At 63.9% G+C, this 16,998-nt stretch carries 19 protein-coding genes; 10 read left to right on the plus strand and 9 right to left on the minus strand.

The annotated features are described in order from the left end of the window. Positions 1-7 precede the first annotated feature (7 nt). The 4 genes from RP6297_RS04395 to RP6297_RS04410 are packed head-to-tail and all read right to left on the minus strand — an operon-like array spanning position 8 to position 4,633. A complete protein-coding gene (locus tag RP6297_RS04395) occupies positions 8-1,048 on the minus strand; it encodes a LacI family DNA-binding transcriptional regulator (protein ID WP_009238564.1) in 1,041 nt (346 codons plus the stop codon). A gap of 18 nt (positions 1,049-1,066) precedes the next feature. Then, entirely contained in the window at positions 1,067-2,074 is a 1,008-nt protein-coding gene (locus RP6297_RS04400; protein ID WP_009238563.1) for an ABC transporter permease, read from the minus strand. Then, positions 2,064-3,644, minus strand: coding sequence for a sugar ABC transporter ATP-binding protein (locus RP6297_RS04405; protein ID WP_009238562.1), 1,581 nt, complete (start codon positions 3,642-3,644; stop codon positions 2,064-2,066). The genes RP6297_RS04400 and RP6297_RS04405 overlap by 11 nt, the downstream gene beginning before the upstream one ends. A 29-nt stretch (positions 3,645-3,673) precedes the next feature. Then, positions 3,674-4,633: a sugar ABC transporter substrate-binding protein gene (locus RP6297_RS04410; RefSeq protein WP_009238561.1), complete on the minus strand. Its 960-nt coding sequence runs from the start codon at positions 4,631-4,633 to the stop codon at positions 3,674-3,676. 423 nt (positions 4,634-5,056) lie between these two features. On the opposite strand from RP6297_RS04410, the gene iscR reads away from it, so the two are divergent. The 9 genes from iscR (at position 5,057) to iscX (ending at position 11,090) form a co-directional block, all read left to right on the plus strand. Beyond that, complete coding sequence (gene iscR, locus RP6297_RS04415) at positions 5,057-5,650, plus strand: Fe-S cluster assembly transcriptional regulator IscR (protein WP_009238560.1); 594 nt, start codon at positions 5,057-5,059, stop codon at positions 5,648-5,650. A 73-nt stretch (positions 5,651-5,723) separates the two neighbouring features. Beyond that, entirely contained in the window at positions 5,724-6,941 is a 1,218-nt protein-coding gene (locus RP6297_RS04420) for an IscS subfamily cysteine desulfurase (RefSeq protein ID WP_004635713.1), read from the plus strand. A 59-nt stretch (positions 6,942-7,000) separates the two neighbouring features. After that, a complete protein-coding gene (iscU, locus tag RP6297_RS04425) occupies positions 7,001-7,402 on the plus strand; it encodes a Fe-S cluster assembly scaffold IscU (protein WP_004635709.1) in 402 nt (133 codons plus the stop codon). A gap of 26 nt (positions 7,403-7,428) precedes the next feature. Next, positions 7,429-7,749 carry an iron-sulfur cluster assembly protein IscA gene (gene iscA, locus RP6297_RS04430; RefSeq protein ID WP_004635708.1) on the plus strand — a complete coding sequence of 107 codons (321 nt, stop codon included), beginning with the start codon at positions 7,429-7,431 and terminating at the stop codon, positions 7,747-7,749. Between the two features lie 10 nt (positions 7,750-7,759). Next, entirely contained in the window at positions 7,760-7,960 is a 201-nt protein-coding gene (locus tag RP6297_RS04435; RefSeq protein ID WP_009277356.1) for a DUF3565 domain-containing protein, read from the plus strand. A gap of 44 nt (positions 7,961-8,004) precedes the next feature. Beyond that, on the plus strand, positions 8,005-8,544 hold the full coding sequence (gene hscB, locus RP6297_RS04440; protein ID WP_009238559.1) for a Fe-S protein assembly co-chaperone HscB: 540 nt from the start codon (positions 8,005-8,007) through the stop codon (positions 8,542-8,544). A 69-nt stretch (positions 8,545-8,613) separates the two neighbouring features. Further along, positions 8,614-10,479 (plus strand): Fe-S protein assembly chaperone HscA, encoded by a 1,866-nt coding sequence (hscA, locus tag RP6297_RS04445; RefSeq protein WP_009238558.1) that lies wholly within the window; start codon positions 8,614-8,616, stop codon positions 10,477-10,479. Positions 10,480-10,525: 46 nt separating this feature from the next. Continuing rightward, positions 10,526-10,864, plus strand: a complete 339-nt coding sequence (fdx, locus tag RP6297_RS04450) for an ISC system 2Fe-2S type ferredoxin (protein WP_004635701.1) — start codon at positions 10,526-10,528, stop codon at positions 10,862-10,864. 31 nt (positions 10,865-10,895) lie between these two features. Further along, positions 10,896-11,090 carry a Fe-S cluster assembly protein IscX gene (gene iscX, locus RP6297_RS04455; protein WP_009238557.1) on the plus strand — a complete coding sequence of 65 codons (195 nt, stop codon included), beginning with the start codon at positions 10,896-10,898 and terminating at the stop codon, positions 11,088-11,090. Between the two features lie 97 nt (positions 11,091-11,187). Here the strand turns inward: iscX and RP6297_RS04460 are convergent, their stop codons facing one another. The 5 genes from RP6297_RS04460 to RP6297_RS04480 all read right to left on the minus strand — a co-directional run bounded on the left by RP6297_RS04460 (position 11,188) and on the right by RP6297_RS04480 (position 15,825). Beyond that, positions 11,188-11,931 carry an outer membrane lipoprotein gene (locus RP6297_RS04460; protein ID WP_009238556.1) on the minus strand — a complete coding sequence of 248 codons (744 nt, stop codon included), beginning with the start codon at positions 11,929-11,931 and terminating at the stop codon, positions 11,188-11,190. A gap of 265 nt (positions 11,932-12,196) precedes the next feature. Continuing rightward, positions 12,197-13,741 (minus strand): lysine--tRNA ligase, encoded by a 1,545-nt coding sequence (lysS, locus tag RP6297_RS04465; RefSeq protein ID WP_009238555.1) that lies wholly within the window; start codon positions 13,739-13,741, stop codon positions 12,197-12,199. 24 nt (positions 13,742-13,765) lie between these two features. Continuing rightward, positions 13,766-14,506 (minus strand): SDR family oxidoreductase, encoded by a 741-nt coding sequence (locus RP6297_RS04470; protein ID WP_009238554.1) that lies wholly within the window; start codon positions 14,504-14,506, stop codon positions 13,766-13,768. Positions 14,507-14,531: 25 nt separating this feature from the next. Continuing rightward, positions 14,532-15,636, minus strand: a protein-coding gene (gene prfB / locus RP6297_RS04475; protein ID WP_012435212.1) for a peptide chain release factor 2 whose coding sequence is annotated in 2 segments (ribosomal slippage) — positions 14,532-15,554 and positions 15,556-15,636 — 1,104 coding nt in all. Because the reading frame shifts where the segments join, the coding sequence is not laid out codon by codon here. Beyond that, positions 15,553-15,825 (minus strand): hypothetical protein, encoded by a 273-nt coding sequence (locus RP6297_RS04480; protein WP_037027439.1) that lies wholly within the window; start codon positions 15,823-15,825, stop codon positions 15,553-15,555. The genes prfB and RP6297_RS04480 overlap by 84 nt, the downstream gene beginning before the upstream one ends. Between RP6297_RS04480 and pncB the strand changes: the two genes are divergently transcribed. Further along, on the plus strand, positions 15,818-16,987 hold the full coding sequence (pncB, locus tag RP6297_RS04485; RefSeq protein ID WP_009238551.1) for a nicotinate phosphoribosyltransferase: 1,170 nt from the start codon (positions 15,818-15,820) through the stop codon (positions 16,985-16,987). The genes RP6297_RS04480 and pncB overlap by 8 nt on opposite strands. Positions 16,988-16,998: the final 11 nt, after the last annotated feature.

Genomic DNA, 16,998 nt, shown 5'->3' on the forward strand with positions numbered 1-16,998 from the left:
TACGGAATCAGGCGGCGCGGGCCGGGCGTTCGGGTTCGGCGGTCGACTCGCGCAAGGACAGGCGCGGCGGCAGCACGATGCGGCGTGCGCGCGGCTCTTCCACGGGATGCCGCAGGGCGTTGTCGCCGAGATGCTCGAGCAGCGTCTGCGCGGTGGTCTCGCCCAACTGGCGGATCGATTGGCCGACAGTGGACAGCGCGGGATAGACGTAGCGGCTCAGTTCGATGTCGTCAAAGCCGATCACCGATAGGGCCTTCGGAACGGGAATGCCCAGCTCGGCGGCAGCGCGCAGTGCACCGATGCCCATCAGGTCGTTGCCGGCAAAGATCGCGGTGGGCATTTCGCCTTCGGTCAGCAGCTGGCGCGCCGCGCGGTAGCCGCCGGGGCTGGTGAAATCGCCTTCGGCAATGCGGACGGTGGCTTCGGGCACGCCGGCTTCGCGCAGCGCGCGGTGGAAACCGGCCAGGCGCTCCGCCGTCACGCTCAGCGACGACGGCCCGCTGATGCAGGCGATGCGGCGGTGGCCGAGGTCCAGCAGATGCTTGGTCGCCATGTACGCACCTTCTTCGTGATCGACCTGCACCTGATCGGCCTGGATGCCTTCGGTCGGGCGGTCGACCATCACGATGGGAAGGGCGGATTCACCAAGCGCTTCGATCAATGCCGTGTCGGGCCCGGCGCTGCTGACGATGATGCCGTCGACGCGTTTTTCCATCAGCACGCGCAGGTAGTCGCGCTGCTTGCGGGGGTCGTCGTCGGAGTTGCAGAGGATGACGCTGTAGCCGGCGGCGGCGCACACGTCTTCAATGCCCCGCGCCAGCTCTGCAAAGTAGGGGTTGGTGGCCGTGGGCACGAGCACGCCGATGGTGCGCGTGGTGCGGTGCTTGAGCGAGCGGGCCACGGCGCTGGGCACGTAGCGAGTGGCCCGGATGGCTTCTTCCACGCGCTTGCGCGTCTCGGCGTTGACTGGCCTTGTGTTGTTGATGACGTGCGAGACGGTGGTGAACGAAACTCCGGCCAGTGCGGCCACGTCTTTGATGGTTGCCATGACGATCTCCTCGGTCTCTTAATGGTGTTTGCTGCGGTTGCGCTTGCTGCGATAGGTATCCATGACCACGGCCGCGACGATGACCGCGCCCGTGATGATGCGTTTGGTGGGCTCGGAGGCGCCGATCTGTGCAAGGCCCGATTCGAGCACCGAGATGATCAGCACGCCGAACAGCGTGCGCACGACCGACCCGCGTCCGCCCATCAGGCTCGTGCCGCCGATCACCACGGCCGCGATCACCTGCAGCTCCATGCCGACGCCAGCATTCGGATCGGCGGCTTCCAGGCGCGACACCTGGAACAACGCAGCCAGGCCCGAGAGCAGCCCCATCAGCGCGAACACCGCAATCTTGTAGGGGCGCGGATTCACGCCCGCCAGCCGCACGGCCTCTTCATTGGTGCCGATGGCCACCAGGTAGCGGCCGAACACCGTGCGCACCAGCACGATCTGGCCAACCACCGTGATGGCAATCGCAATCAGGAACGACGGCGCGATGCCCAGCGCGATGGGGTTGGCCAGCCAGTCGACCGCGCTGCCGATGTACACCGTGCGCGAATCGGTGAGGCTGTAGGCGAGGCCCCGCGCCATTTCCAGCACGCCCAGTGACACGATGAACGACGGAATGCCCCAGTGCACCGTGACCGCGCCCGTCAGCATGCCGGCCGCCGTGGCCAGCACCACGCCCGCGAGCGCAGCCGGCAACAAGCCCCAACCCAATTGGCTCATGGCCACCGACAGCACCGAAGCCGACAGCGCCAGCACCGAGCCCACCGACAGATCAATGCCGCCGATCATCAGGATGAATGTCATGCCCACCGCCATCACGAGCAGGTCGGGAATCTCGTTGGCGATGGTTGTGAACGTGGGCAGCGAGAAGAACGTTGGCGACAGCGTGCCGAACAGCACCAGCATGGCGATCAGCGCAGCGAGCAACCCGCCGATGGTGCCAAGCGACATGCCCAGCGCCGCGCGCGTGCCGGCTGTTGCAGCGGGCCGCGTCGGGGGGATGGTGGAATCAGAGCGCATCTGCGGTCTCCGAGGGCGATTGAGGTGCATATGAATCGGATTCTTCCGATTCACCGAAGGCAGCGGCGAGCAGGGCGTCCTGGCTCCAGCCACCGCGTTGGAAGATGTGCGTAAGCCGCCCGGCGCGCATGACGCCAATGCGACCACACAGTTGCATGAGTTCGCGCAGATCGCTCGACACCACGACCAGCGCCTTGCCTCGCGCGGCCAGCGCGTCGAGCAGCGTATAGATGTCGAACTTGGCGCCGACATCCACACCCCGCGTGGGCTCATCGAAGAGCAGCACAGGCGTGTCGCGCTCCAGCCAGCGCGCAATTGCCACCTTCTGCTGATTGCCGCCCGAGAGTTCACCGACCGGTTGCTCAGGCCCAGCGCAACGGATGCGCAATGCGCCGATGTGCCGCTGCGCCAGCACCCGCTCGCGCGCCGGTTGCAGCCAGCCTCGCTTCGTTACGCTTGGCATGTTGCCCAGCGCGATGTTGGTCGCGATGGGCAGGCTCAGCATCAGGCCTTCGTCCTTGCGGTCCTCGGTGAGCAGGCTGATGCCGTGGCGCACCGCGTCGCCCGGCGAACGGATGCGCACTGGCGCCAGCGGCGAGCCGACTTCGACGCTGCCCGCATCCGCGCGGTCCGCACCGAAGATCAGCCGCAGCAGTTCCGTGCGCCCCGCACCGACCAGGCCCGCGATGCCGAAGATTTCTCCCGGCGCCACGTCAAAGCTCACATCGCGCACAGCCGGGGCACGCGTCAGCCCGGTCACCCGCAGCGCCGGTGAGCCGTCACCGAGCCACGGTTCGCGCGCGGCCCGCTGCGTTTCGGACGAGGCGGCCACGTCGCGACCGACCATCGCCTGGATCAGCGCATCCTGCGTGACCGTCGCAGCCGGCGCATCGGTGACGAGCTTGCCGTCACGCAGCACGACGATGCGATCGGCAATGCGCGCCAGTTCGTCCAGGCGGTGAGAGATGTAGAGGATCGCCACGCCTTCGCGGCGCAGCGCGTCGATGCGCTCGAACAGCGTGGCGCTTTCGTGCGCGCTCAGCATCGCCGTCGGCTCGTCGAGGATCAGCACACGGCATGCGCTTGCCAACGCGCGGGCAATCTCGATCATCTGCCGGTGGCCGATGCCGAGCGTGTGTACGGGCGTCCAGGGGTCGAGGTCCAGGCCCACGCGCGCAAGCGCCTGTTCGGCCCGAAAGCGCAGCGTAGAGCGATCCACGAAACCCAGCCGCCGGGGGAGTTCGCCGAGGAACAGGTTTTCGGCCACTGTCAGCGTCGGCACCATGCTCAGTTCCTGCAGCACCATGCGCACGCCCAGCGCCTCGGCTGCGCTGCGCGAATCAGGCGCGTAGAGCGTGCCGGCAAGCGTCATCGACCCGCAGGTTGCCGTCTCCAGCCCGCAGAGGATCTTGGAGAGCGTGCTCTTGCCGGCGCCGTTCTCCCCCGTGAGCGCAAGCACCTCGCCCGCGTGCACGTCGAGATCGATATCTCGCAGCACGGGGGCGGCGTAGTGCTTGCTGAGCGCGGAGACGCGCAGCAGCGGTGTGCGCGGTTCGTAAGCGGCAGACATGGCTGGCGGCGGCTTGCCGGTCTGTGGCGTCAGGAGCGCGTGACGAGGTTGACCGGTGTCTCGACGACACCCGACAGCTTCGCCTGCGGCGTCTTGGAGGCCAAGGCCTTCAGCGCGGTTTCGATGCCGTAGACGGCTTGCTGATCGGCGTGCTGATCGGCCGTCGCAACGACACGCCCGTCAGCCAGCATGGCCTTGATGGCGTCGATGTTGTCATAGCCGCCAATCAGCACCTTGCCCAGCTTGCCCGCCGCGCGCACAGCCGATACGGCGCCGATCGCCATGTTGTCGTTGCCGCACAGCAGGGCCTTCAGGTCGGGCTCGGAGCGCAGCATGGCGGCTGCCACCTTGTTTCCCTTGTCGATTTCCCATTCGCCCGATTGCACCCCCGCGATCTTCAGCTTGGCGGCTTCGGCGGCGTCCTTGAAGCCAGCGGTACGTTGCTGGGCGTTCGTGGTGGTCGGTATGCCTTCGATGATGCCCACGGCATCGCCCGGCTTGAGCGACTTGGCAACGAAGTCGCCCACCAGTCGTGCACCCTTGCGGTTGTCCGGCCCCACGAAGGGCACGTTCAGCCCTTTCTCTTTCAGTGCCGCGGGGTCCAGCCTGTTGTCGATGTTGATGACGAGAATGCCCGCGTCCACGGCCTTCTTGACGACCGGCACCAACGCCTTGGAATCGGCCGGGGCCAGCACCAGCGCATCCACGCGCGCGACGATCATCTGCTCGACCAGACGAATCTGGCCAGCGGTGTCGGTTTCGTCGCGAATGCCGTTGGTCAGCAGTGAATACTCCGACGCGTGATCCTTCTGATGCTTACGTGCGCCGTTCTCCATGGTCAGGAAGAACTCGTTGGCAAGCGACTTCATCACCAACGCCACCTTGGGCGGCTGGTTAGCGGCATGCGCGAGCGAAAACGGGAACGGCAGAGCAGCGGCTACGGCAGAGCCCACGCCAAGTTGCAGGGCGCGGCGACGGCGGATATCCATGGTGTCTCCTCCAGGAAGAGGGCTATCTGGGGCGGGTGGGTGCGGGCGTCGTCGCTGCCCCATACCGTCAGGCATAGGTAAGGGCAATTGCGCCTCGCTCTTCGCAAACGTTTGCGTACCTGACAGTCTCGGCTACCGCGTAACAGAAGTCAACGAAATTGCGCTTTCCACCGCATAAGTAAAAACCCGGAGTGATGGTGCCCTGACGATGGACTCGCAAGTTGCGCTGCGGGAGTGACGGGATAGCCCTATCCAACGTGGTTGATTGTTTTAGTCCACAATACGGCCTGCCGCGTGGCCATCCCGTTTTTCGGGCTCTGCAAATCCCCTTGCTGCGACGCGGAATCCCCCGACACCTTAGTTGACCGATTTTGTCGGGTTCCTTTATACTTGAGCAAAACGATCAGGTATTTCCCCGACGCCATGAGATTGACCACCAAAGGCCGCTTCGCGGTCACCGCCATGATTGACTTGGCGCTGCGCCAAGAGCAGGGCCCGGTCACGCTGGCCGGCATCAGCCAGCGTCAGAAAATTTCGCTGTCGTATCTGGAGCAGCTGTTCGGCAAACTGCGCCGCCACGAAATCGTGGAAAGCGTGCGCGGCCCGGGCGGCGGCTACAGCCTCGCGCGCCGCGCCGACGACGTGACCGTTGCCGACATCATCATTGCCGTGGATGAGCCGCTCGATGCGACCCAATGCGGCGGCAAGGGCAACTGCGGCGGCGAAGAGCATGTCGGTGGCCATACGGGCCGCTGCATGACGCACGACCTGTGGGCCACACTCAATCAGAAGATGGTCGAGTATCTCGATTCGGTGTCGCTGCAGAACCTGGTCGATCAGCAACGCGAGCGTCAGCCCGAAGTGATCCAGGACATGCGTGAAGCGCGTCCGGCTCGCCGCGAACGCACACCGACACGCGCCCGCGCCGTTGATACGCCGGCTACCACGTCGGTGGCCGCCGAGCCCGTCAAGCGAGCACCGCTGGTCAACTCCGTTTTCAGTCTGGCGCAGTCGTGATTGCGCCAGCGTGAGACTGGCCACGACGCCAGTCCACACAAGAACATCGCCCCCCACACAAGGCAGACAAGATATGAGCACCCCGCAACTTCCCATCTACATGGACTATTCCGCGACGACGCCGGTGGACCCGCGCGTGGTCGACAAGATGATTCCGTATCTGCGCGAGAGCTTCGGTAACCCGGCTTCGCGCAGCCACCCGTTTGGCTGGGAAGCCGAGAAGGCCGTCGAGACCGCGCGCGAGCAGGTCGCCGCGCTGGTGAATGCCGACCCGCGCGAAATCGTCTGGACGTCGGGTGCGACCGAATCCGACAACCTGGCAATCAAGGGCGCTGCCAACTTCTACAGCAGCAAGGGCAAGCACATCATCACCGTGAAGACCGAGCACAAGGCTGTGCTGGACACGACGCGTGAGCTGGAGCGCCAGGGCTTCGAGGTGACCTACCTGGACGTGAAGGACAACGGCCTGATCGATATCGACGTCTTCAAGCAAGCCATCCGCCCCGACACCATTCTGGCGTCGGTGATGATGGTGAATAACGAGATCGGCGTCATTCAGGACATCGAGCAGCTCGGCGAAATCTGCCGCGAAAAGGGCGTGATTTTCCACGTCGATGCTGCCCAGGCCACGGGCAAGGTTGAAATTGACCTGCAGAAGCTGAAGGTCGACCTGATGTCGTTCTCGGCGCATAAGACGTATGGTCCGAAGGGCATCGGGGCGCTGTACGTGCGCCGCAAGCCGCGTATCCGCATCGAAGCGCAGATGCACGGCGGTGGCCACGAGCGCGGCATGCGTTCGGGTACGCTGGCCACGCACCAGATCGTCGGCATGGGTGAGGCCTTCCGCATCGCCAAGGAAGAAATGGCGACCGAGAACGAGCGCATCCGCATGCTGCGCGACCGCCTGTATCGCGGCCTGAACACGATGGAAGAGGTGTACGTGAACGGCGACATGGAAGCGCGTGTGCCGCACAACCTCAACATCAGCTTCAACTTTGTGGAAGGCGAGTCGCTGATCATGGCGATCAAGGACGTCGCCGTGTCGTCGGGATCGGCCTGCACGTCGGCCTCGCTGGAGCCTTCGTACGTACTGCGTGCGCTGGGCCGCAACGATGAACTCGCGCACAGCTCGATCCGCTTCACGGTGGGCCGCTTCACGACGGAAGAAGAAGTCGACTACGTGGTCGAGCTGCTCAAGAGCAAGATCGGCAAGCTGCGCGACCTGTCTCCGCTGTGGGAGATGTATAAGGACGGCGTGGATCTGAACAGCATTCAATGGGCGGCGCACTGAGCGCGGCGTTTGAGAACAACGGCGCCCCCGCGCCAGCCAACGATTGAAAGAGGTGTGAAATGTCTTACAGCAACCAAGTTCTGGACCATTACGAAAACCCGCGCAACGTCGGTTCGTTCGAGAAGGGCGACGACACGGTCGGCACCGGCATGGTCGGCGCGCCGGCTTGCGGCGACGTGATGAAGCTGCAGATCAAGGTCAACGAGCAGGGCGTGATCGAAGACGCCAAGTTCAAGACCTACGGCTGCGGTTCGGCCATCGCTTCGTCGTCGCTGGTGACGGAATGGGTGAAGGGCAAGACGCTGGATCAGGCACTGGAAATCCGCAACACGGCCATCGCTGAAGAGCTGGCCCTGCCGCCGGTGAAGATCCACTGCTCGATCCTGGCCGAAGACGCCATCAAGGCGGCCGTGGCCGACTACAAGGAAAAGCACGGCTCGGCCGAGCAGAAGGCTGCTTGAGCCGGATTGGATAGAAAGGACGCAGCATGATCACCCTGACCGACAAGGCCGCGCAGCACGTTTCCCGCTATCTGACCCGCCGTGGCAAGGGCGTGGGCCTGCGCGTGGGCGTGAAGACCACGGGCTGTTCGGGCCTGGCCTACAAGCTCGAATATGCAGATGAGATTGCCACCGAAGACCAGGTTTTCGAATCCAACGGCGTCAAGGTGATCGTCGATCCTAAGAGCCTGCCGTATATCGACGGCACTGAGCTGGACTACGCACGCGAGGGGCTGAACGAAGGGTTCCGCTTCAACAATCCAAACGTGAAGGACGAGTGCGGCTGCGGCGAGTCGTTCCGCGTGTGAGCGGGGCACATTGAAGCAGCCGATTGTCGGTTTCGAGCGGGACGAGGAGGGTCATTGGGTCGCCCGTCTCGCTTGCGGACATGGGCAGCATATGCGTCACGATCCGCCTTGGCAGTTGCGCCCCTGGACTGAAACCGAAGCCGGGCGCGCCAGCAAGATTGGCGCGGTGGTCGAGTGCCTGAAGAGCGATCGGGGTGACCCGGCCGAATAAGAAACACGAAGGAACACGAGGCGGCGCGGCCGCTTTTTTTATTCATGAATTCCGGCTTGTCAGCGAACACGACGCATTTTTCCCTCTTCGGTCTGCCCGAGCACTTCGAGGTCGACGACGACGCGCTGAACGCTGCGTATCGCACCGTGCAGTCGCAGGCGCATCCGGATCGTTATGCCCATGCGGGCGATGCCGAACGCCGCGTCGCCATGCAGTGGGCCACACGTGCGAACGAGGCGTATCAGACGCTGCGTGACCCGCTCAAACGGGCGACGTATCTGCTGCACCTGCGCGGTATCGACGTGCAGGCAGAGAACAACACGGCCATGCCGCCCGCGTTTCTGATGCAGCAAATGGAATGGCGCGAAGCCTTGGGCGACGCCAAGGCGGAGCGCAACGTCGATGCGCTGGATGATTTGCTTGGCATGCTGCGCAAGGAAAAACGCACGCGCTATCAGGCGCTGTCCGGTCTGCTCAATAGCGATGGCAACACCGCAGCAGCAGCCGATGCCGTGCGCCAATTGATGTTCATCGAAAAGATCGAACGCGACACCGCCGAGGCCATCGACCGGCTGGACGACTAGAACCCAGAATTTGCGACAATGCCGGGTTTGCCCCGGCAGGCAGCCCATCCGCGCAATCGAGACATCCCCATGGCGTTACTGCAGATTTCCGAACCTGGCGAATCACCCGCACCGCACCAGCGCCGTCTGGCGGTCGGCATCGACCTGGGCACGACCAACTCGCTGGTGGCCTCCGTGCGCAGCAGCGTGCCGGAAGTGCTGCCTGACGATCAGGGGCGCCCGCTGTTGCCCTCTGTGGTGCGCTATCTGCCCACGGGCGGCGCCCACATCGGCTACAAGGCGCAGGCCGAAGCCGTGCGTGACCCGAAGAACACCATCATCTCGGTCAAGCGTTTCATGGGGCGCGGCCTCAAGGATGTTGCTCACATCGAGAACACGCCGTACGACTTTGTCGACGCGCCCGGCATGGTCCAACTGAAGACCGTGGCCGGCGTGAAGAGTCCGGTGGAAGTGTCGGCGGAGATCCTGGCCACGCTGCGCCAGCGCGCCGAAGACACGCTCGGCGACGAGCTTGTCGGCGCCGTCATCACCGTCCCGGCGTACTTTGACGACGCACAGCGCCAAGCCACCAAGGACGCCGCCAAGCTGGCGGGCCTGAACGTGCTGCGCCTGCTGAATGAACCGACCGCAGCCGCCATCGCCTACGGCCTGGACAACGCCGCCGAAGGCATTTACGCCGTCTATGACCTGGGCGGCGGTACGTTCGACATCTCGGTGCTCAAGCTCACCAAGGGCGTGTTCGAGGTGATGTCGACGGGCGGTGACTCCGCCCTTGGCGGGGACGATTTCGACCAGCGTATCGTCTGCTGGATCGTCGAGCAGGCCGGCCTGCAACCGCTCTCTGCCGAAGACACGCGCCTGCTGCTGAACAAGGCGCGGGCCGCCAAGGAATGGCTGTCCACCGCCGACAGCACCGAGATCGACGCGATGCTCTCCACCGGCGAGACCGTGCATCTCGTGCTGACCGCTGAGACCTTTGCCGAACTGACCGCCACTCTCGTGCAGAAGACGCTGTCGCCCGTGCGCCGTGCGCTGCGCGACGCAGGCGTGACGGTGGAAGACGTAAAGGGCGTGGTGCTCGTAGGCGGCGCGACGCGCATGCCGATCATCCGCCGTGCCGTGGGTCAGCTGTTCGGTCAGACGCCGCTCACGAACCTCGATCCGGATCAGGTGGTCGCCATTGGTGCAGCCATGCAGGCGAACCTGCTGGCCGGCAACCGTGCGCCGGGTGAAGACTGGCTGCTGCTCGATGTGATCCCGTTGTCGCTGGGCGTCGAGACGATGGGCGGCCTCGTCGAGAAGATCATCCCGCGCAACAGCACGATTCCCGTTGCGCGCGCGCAGGAGTTCACCACGTTTAAGGACGGCCAGACGGCCATGGCGATCCACGTGCTGCAGGGCGAGCGCGAACTGGCGAGCGATTGTCGATCCTTGGCGCGTTTCGAGTTGCGCGGCATCCCGCCGATGGTGGCTGGCGCCGCACGCATCCGCGTGACGTATCAGGTGGATGCCGATGGCTTGCTATCGGTGTCCGCACGCGAAACGGTGTCGGGCGTGGAAGCGTCGATCACTGTAAAGCCGTCGTACGGCCTGGCTGATGACGATGTCGCGCGCATGCTGCAGGAAGGTTTCCAGTCCGCCGAAGACGACATGCGTCGTCGAGCGCTGGCGGAGGAGCGTGTTGAGGCCGAGCGCCTGCTTGAGGCGCTGTCGCAGGCCCTGGCGGCCGATGGCGATCTGCTGTCGCCCGAAGAGCGCGCCGCCATCGACGCCGAGATCGTTGCGCTGCGCACCACCATGCAGGGCGAAGACCATCGCGCCATCAAGGACGCCGTGGATGCCCTGTCGCACGGCACCGACGAATTCGCCGCGCGCCGCATGGACCGCGGCATTCGCAAGGCGCTCGCCGGCAAACGGATCGAGGAGCTCGGCTGATCGCCGATCGCATCTCCTAAAACACACTTATCGAACGAGTTTCTTCATGCCACACATCGTCGTCCTTCCTCACGTCGAATACTGCCCGGAAGGGGCCGTGATCGAAGCCAAGCCCGGCACGACCATCTGCGATGCGCTGCTGGGTGCCGACATCGAGATCGAGCACGCGTGCGAGAAGTCGTGTGCCTGCACGACCTGCCACGTGATCGTGCGCGAGGGCTTCAATTCGCTCGATGAGGCGACCGAGAAGGAAGAGGATCTGCTCGACAAGGCCTGGGGCCTGGAGCCGAACTCGCGCCTGTCCTGCCAAGCCAAGGTGGCGGAGTCGGACCTGACCGTCGAGATTCCGAAGTACACGATCAACCACGCCAAGGAAAACCACTGAGCCGAGCAGCCAGCGGTGGAGGGAGCCCATCATGAAATGGAACGATATCCAGCAGATCGCAGAAGCGCTGTACGACAAGTACCCCGACGTCGATCCGACGCGCCTGAACTTTGTCGACCTGCATAACAAAGTCGTCACGCTGGAAGGCTTTGATGACGACCACAAGCGTGGCGGGGAGAAATTCCTCGAAGCCATCCAGCAAGCCTGGATCGACGAGGCGGAATAAGCGCGGGAATATGCGCGCAGCCTCGAACGCTCAAACGCGTGCGCATGAAAAAACCGGCCCGAAGGCCGGTTTTCTTTTGGGCGAAGGCGATGCCGATTTAGCCGGCCACCAGCGTCCCGTTCTCGATATGCACGCGTTCGCCTGCCTGGAAGCCCGGGGCCGCCTTGTACATGAAGCTGCGGGTCGTGCCGTTGTCCATGCGGACGTTCACACGGTACTCCGTATCGCGGTGGTAGTAGTTTTCTGCCACATGGCCGCCGTAACCGCCGGCCAACGCGCCACCGACTGTTGCGAGTGTACGACCATTGCCGCGGCCAATCTGGTTGCCCAGCAGCCCACCCACCACAGCGCCACCAATCATGCCGAGGCCGGTTTCCTTGCCTTGCATGGTGATCGGCGTGACCGACGTTACGTGGCCTGCATAGGGGCTGGCCGACTGGCGCGGTTGTGTCTGCGCATAGCTGGGGTTGCCCGACGGCGCGCGCTCGGCATACGACGGCTCCCGGGCGCGCACTGGGGCGGGCGCCACGTTTTGTGCCGGATACGGAGCAGCCTGGGCCGGTTGCGTCGTCTGGCCCGGTGCAGCCAGTGCCATCGGCGTCGAAGCGCCGGGCATGGCCGCTGCCGATTGTGCTGCGACATTCGGGTCGGTGCTGCCTTGCGTTGCCTTCGAGGTGGGCAGCACGCCGGTAATGGCGGCCACCGCCGTCAGGCTGGCGATGATCACGGCGACAGCAGCCGTCGTCATCAGTGGATGCATGCGGCGCGAAGACGGAGGCACTTGCCCCGGCGACGTGCCGCCGTATTGTTGACCTTGATTCGGTTGGATGTTGTTGTTCATCTTCGTTCTCCTGCGGCCCGTGATGGGTTTGTTGCGGCCTTTCGATGAACACAGTGTGGTTCATCGCCGAAACAGATGCCGTTTTAATTTGTAAGCATCTGTACCGAGATTTTTCCCTTGAAAATCAGTTATTTGGCGTACTTTGATACATATTGTGGAAACGGGGCGATGTTACAAATAGCGGGGTGGGCGCGTCTTTTGCGCTTGTGCAGGCAACAAAAAAACGCCCCTAGGGGCGTTTTTCCACGGCGCTCGACCGAACCGGTCAGTCTTCGCGGCGCAGGTGCGGGAAAAGGATCACGTCGCGGATGTTTGGGCTGTCGGTGAGCAGCATCACCAGACGGTCAATGCCGATGCCGCAGCCGCCGGTCGGGGGCATGCCGTATTCCAAGGCGCGGATGTAATCGGCGTCATAGAACATGGCTTCTTCGTCGCCGGCGTCCTTCTGTTCGACCTGCTTGCGGAAGCGCTCGGCCTGGTCTTCCGGATCATTCAGCTCGGAGAAACCGTTGGCGATTTCGCGGCCGGTGATGAACAACTCGAAGCGCTCGGTGATGCCCGGCAGCGTGTCGGAGCCACGTGCCAGCGGCGACACTTCGACCGGGTAGTCAATGATGAAGGTGGGCTCCCACAGTTGCGACTCGGCGGTTTCTTCAAACAGCACAAGCTGCAGGGTACCCACGCCGGCGTTCAGGAATTGCGGCGCATTGGTGTCGATCTTGAACTTCTTCAGCTCGGCGCGCAGGAAGTCGACGTCAGCCAACTGCGCGTCCGTGTATTGCGGCGCGTACTTCTGGATCGCCTGGCAGATGGTCAGGCGATGGAACGGCTTGGCCAGATCCAGCTCGCGGCCCTGATAGGTGAGCGTGGCGGTGCCCGACGCGTCGATCGCCGCCTGGCGGATCAGCTGCTCGGTGAAGTCCATCAGCCAGCGGTAGTCCGTGTAAGCCGCGTAGAACTCCATCATCGTGAACTCGGGGTTGTGTCGCGGCGACACGCCCTCGTTACGGAAGTTGCGGTTGATCTCGTACACGCGCTCGAAGCCGCCGACGATCAGTCGCTTGAGATACAGCTCCGGCGCGATGCGCAGGAACATCTGCATGTCCAATGCGTTGTGATGCGTGATGAACGGCTTGGCCGCCGCGCCGCCCGGAATGGGGTGCAGCATCGGCGTTTCGACTTCCATGAAACCGTTGCCGGCCATGAAGTTGCGCAGCGAGGCCATGGCCTTGGTGCGGGCGCGGAATGTGTCGCGCGTTTCCTTCGAGACGATCAGATCGACGTAGCGCTGGCGGTACTTCTGCTCCTGGTCAGCCAGGCCGTAGTAGTCGCCCGGCAGCGGACGCAGGCTCTTCGAGAGCAGGCGCAGCTCCGTCACAGCCACCGACAGTTCGCCGGTCTTCGTCTTCATCAGCGTGCCGCGCGCCGCCACGATGTCGCCCAAGTCCCACTTCTTGAAGCTGGCGTAGACGTCTTCGCCCACGGCGTCGCGGCTGATGTAGAACTGGATGCGGTCGGTGCTGTCCTGCACGGTGGCAAAGCTGGCCTTGCCCATCACGCGCTTGAGCATCATGCGTCCCGCAATGGCCACCTGCACCGGTTCCGCTTCCAGAGCAGCCTGCTCCAGCTCGCGGTACTTGGCTTGCAGATCACCGGCATGGTGCGTCGGGCGAAAATCGTTGGGGAACGCGACGCCTTGCTGGCGGATCTCCGCGAGCTTCTCGCGGCGCTCGGCGATGATCTTGTTGTCGTCCTGCGCCGGCACGGCGGCCGCGGTACTCGATTCGGCCGGGTTGTTCTGTTCGGTCATGATGGTGATGAGAGGAATGTCGGTTCAGGCGATGTTGCGCAGGTCATCCAGCTCGGTCGCGCCAAAGTCGGGGCGGACGAGGTAGGCGGCGATGCGCGCGGCGGCGTCTTGCGGCGAGACCAGCTCGCCATGCGCGTGCAGATCGCGGAAGCGCTGCACGCCGGCAAAGTCGGCGCCACGGATGGTGCGTTGCATGTCGGTGTCGATCACGCCAGGGGCGAGTGCCACGGCGCGCACGCTCGCGTCGCCATCGGCATTGATGGCGCGCACGAACATGTCCAGCCCGGCCTTGCCGGTGCAATACGCCGCCCAGCCGGCGATCGGCCGGCGCGCGGCGCCCGACGAGATCGCCAGCACGCGGCGCTGCGCGTTCCACGGGGCGGTGCCGCGCAGCAGGGCAGCGGTCAGCGCCATCGGGCCAGCCAGGTTCAGCTGCAGATGCGGCAGCAGCGTATCGGCGCGCAGTGTGTCGACGGTGCCGATCGGCTCGACCGCGCCGGCGTTGAGCACCAGCGTCACCTTGGCAAAGGCGGGCAGGGCGGCAAGCGTCTTGGTCATCCACGCCTCGGCGGCATGCGCGTCGGACAGGTCGACCTGGTGCCAGTCGAGCGTCACGCCGGCGGCTGCCGCCTGCGCGCGCAATTCGGCGTTATCGCCGCGTGCGACGCAGATTAGGCGGTGGCCGGGTTGCATCAGCGCCTGGGCCAGCGCGGCGCCCAGGCCGCGCGAGGCACCGGTCAGGATGAACAGGGACGTGTCAGACATGGCAGTCGCTCTGGTTTGGCTCGGATCAGACGCCCTGCTTCAGGCTGGCCTGAATGAACGGGTCAAGGTCGCCGTCCAGCACCTTCTGCGTGTTGGAGATTTCCACGTTGGTGCGCAGATCCTTGATGCGGCTCTGGTCCAGCACGTACGAGCGGATCTGATGGCCCCAGCCCACGTCGGTCTTCGCAGCTTCCTGCGCGTCGGCGGCGGCCTGACGCTTGCGCAGCTCGTGCTCGTACAGACGCGACTTCAGCATGGTCATCGCCTCGGCGCGGTTGCGGTGCTGCGAGCGGTCGTTCTGGCACTGCACGACGATGCCGGTGGGGATGTGCGTAATCCGCACGGCCGAATCGGTTTTGTTGATGTGCTGACCACCCGCACCCGAAGCGCGATACGTATCGACGCGCAGATCCGCGGGGTTGACCTCGATCTCGATCGAGTCATCGACTTCCGGATACACGAAGATCGACGAGAACGATGTGTGACGGCCACCCGCCGAGTCAAACGGTGATTTGCGCACCAGACGGTGCACGCCGGTTTCGGTGCGCAGGAAGCCAAACGCGTATTCGCCCTCGACCTTGATCGACGCGCTCTTGATGCCTGCCACGTCGCCTTCGGATTCTTCCAGGACTTCGGTCTTGAAGCCCTTGCGCTCGCAATACTTCAGGTACTGGCGCAGCAGCATCGATGCCCAGTCGCACGCCTCGGTGCCGCCAGCGCCGGCCTGGATGTCGATAAAGCAGTTGGCGGCGTCCATCGGGCCGGAGAACATGCGGCGGAATTCCATGTCTTCGACAATGGCGCGCATGCCTGCGGTGTCAGCCTCGATAGCTTCGATGGTCTCGTCGTCGCCCTCTTCGCGGGCGAGCTCGAACAGTTCGGCGGCGCCGGTGAGATCTTCGTCGAGCTTGGTCAGCGCCAGCACGACGGTTTCAAGCGACTTCTTCTCGCGGCCCAACTCCTGGGCGCGTTTGGGATCGTTCCAGACCTCGGGGTTTTCGAGTTCCTTGTCGACTTCGACTAGACGTTCAGATTTGACGTCGTAGTCAAAGATACCTCCGAAGGTCGTCGGCGCGCGACTTCAGGTCGGCCAACGTGTTCTGGATGGCATTGAGGCGTTCTGCTTCCATGGTACAAAAATCCGGTCGGAAACCAGAAATTATAGCGGAATCAAGGGGTTTCTCGCCCGCATTGACCGTCGAAACGCCCATTTTCCGCGCCGGCGTGCCGGCATTTATCTGACCGCCACAGGCGTCCCGCCTGCCTTCGGTTAGCATGACGACCAGTCCACATGTCTTTTGGCGCTGTCCGATGATCATCCGCTCGCTGCTCGATACCGATCTGTACAAATTCACGATGATGCAGGTGGTGCTGCATCACTTTCCCGGCGCGCATGTCGAATACCGCTTCAAGTGCCGCAACGCGGGCGTCGATCTGGTGCCGTTCATTGAGGAGATTCGCGCCGAGATCCGCCAGCTCTGCACCCTGCGCTTTACCGATGCAGAACTCGATTACCTGCGCGGCATGCGCTTCATCAAGAGCGATTTCGTCGATTTTCTCGGGCTGTTCCATCTCAACGAGAAGTACATCGACCTGCGTCAGGCACCCAGCAACGATGGGCAGATCGAGATCGTCATCGCGGGGCCGTGGCTGCACACGATCATGTTCGAGGTGCCCGTTCTGGCCATCGTCAACGAGGTGTTCTTCAGCCGCACGCAGACGCACCCGCAGTGGGAGGAGGGCAAACGCCGCCTGACCGACAAGCTGGCATCGCTGAAGCGCCCCGGCCTGGAAGACTGCCGCATTGCCGACTACGGCACCCGCCGCCGTTTTTCGCACACCTGGCATGAGCATGTGCTGCTGGAGACGCATGCGCAACTCGGCGCCCAGTACGCGGGCACGAGCAACGTCTACTTCGCCATGAAGCACGGCATGACGCCGCTGGGTACCATGGCGCATGAATACCTGCAGGCCTGCCAAGCGCTGGGTCCGCGCCTGCGCGATTCCCAGACCTTTGCGCTGGAAACCTGGGCCAAGGAATATCGCGGCGACCTCGGCATCGCGCTGTCGGATACCTACGGCTTTGACGCCTTCCTGCGCGATTTCGACATGTTCTTCTGCAAGCTCTTCGACGGCGTTCGCCATGATTCTGGCGACCCGTTCGAGTGGGGCGAGCGCATGCTCAAGCATTACGACGACATGCGCGCCGAGCCGAAGTCCAAGGCGCTGATCTTCTCCGACAGCCTCGACATGCCGAAGGTCATCGGCCTGTATGAGCGCTTTCATGGCCGCTGCAAGCTGGCGTTTGGCGTGGGGACCAATCTGACAAACGACCTGGGCTACACGCCGCTGCAGATCGTCATCAAGATGGTCCGCTGCAATGGCCAGCCGGTGGCCAAACTGTCGGACGCGCCGGAGAAGACGATGTGCGACGATCCAGCGTACCTCACGTACCTGAAGCAGGTATTTGGCGTGCAATAAGGCTCACGCCG

The sequence above is a fragment of the Ralstonia pickettii genome (genome assembly GCF_016466415.2).
Classification (GTDB): Bacteria; Pseudomonadota; Gammaproteobacteria; order Burkholderiales; family Burkholderiaceae; genus Ralstonia; species Ralstonia pickettii.

Bases quoted from the DNA above. Each gene is read 5' to 3' on its own strand.
- RP6297_RS04395 (WP_009238564.1), bottom strand. From the start codon at position 1,048: ATGGCAACCATCAAAGACGTGGCCGCACTGGCCGGAGTTTCGTTCACC.
- RP6297_RS04400 (WP_009238563.1), bottom strand. From the start codon at position 2,074: ATGCGCTCTGATTCCACCATCCCCCCGACGCGGCCCGCTGCAACAGCC.
- RP6297_RS04405 (WP_009238562.1), bottom strand. From the start codon at position 3,644: ATGTCTGCCGCTTACGAACCGCGCACACCGCTGCTGCGCGTCTCCGCG.
- RP6297_RS04410 (WP_009238561.1), bottom strand. From the start codon at position 4,633: ATGGATATCCGCCGTCGCCGCGCCCTGCAACTTGGCGTGGGCTCTGCC.
- iscR (WP_009238560.1), top strand. From the start codon at position 5,057: ATGAGATTGACCACCAAAGGCCGCTTCGCGGTCACCGCCATGATTGAC.
- RP6297_RS04420 (WP_004635713.1), top strand. From the start codon at position 5,724: ATGAGCACCCCGCAACTTCCCATCTACATGGACTATTCCGCGACGACG.
- iscU (WP_004635709.1), top strand. From the start codon at position 7,001: ATGTCTTACAGCAACCAAGTTCTGGACCATTACGAAAACCCGCGCAAC.
- iscA (WP_004635708.1), top strand. From the start codon at position 7,429: ATGATCACCCTGACCGACAAGGCCGCGCAGCACGTTTCCCGCTATCTG.
- hscB (WP_009238559.1), top strand. From the start codon at position 8,005: ATGAATTCCGGCTTGTCAGCGAACACGACGCATTTTTCCCTCTTCGGT.
- hscA (WP_009238558.1), top strand. From the start codon at position 8,614: ATGGCGTTACTGCAGATTTCCGAACCTGGCGAATCACCCGCACCGCAC.
- fdx (WP_004635701.1), top strand. From the start codon at position 10,526: ATGCCACACATCGTCGTCCTTCCTCACGTCGAATACTGCCCGGAAGGG.
- iscX (WP_009238557.1), top strand. From the start codon at position 10,896: ATGAAATGGAACGATATCCAGCAGATCGCAGAAGCGCTGTACGACAAG.
- RP6297_RS04460 (WP_009238556.1), bottom strand. From the start codon at position 11,931: ATGAACAACAACATCCAACCGAATCAAGGTCAACAATACGGCGGCACG.
- lysS (WP_009238555.1), bottom strand. From the start codon at position 13,741: ATGACCGAACAGAACAACCCGGCCGAATCGAGTACCGCGGCCGCCGTG.
- RP6297_RS04470 (WP_009238554.1), bottom strand. From the start codon at position 14,506: ATGTCTGACACGTCCCTGTTCATCCTGACCGGTGCCTCGCGCGGCCTG.
- pncB (WP_009238551.1), top strand. From the start codon at position 15,818: ATGATCATCCGCTCGCTGCTCGATACCGATCTGTACAAATTCACGATG.
- RP6297_RS04480 (WP_037027439.1), bottom strand. From the start codon at position 15,825: ATGATCATCGGACAGCGCCAAAAGACATGTGGACTGGTCGTCATGCTA.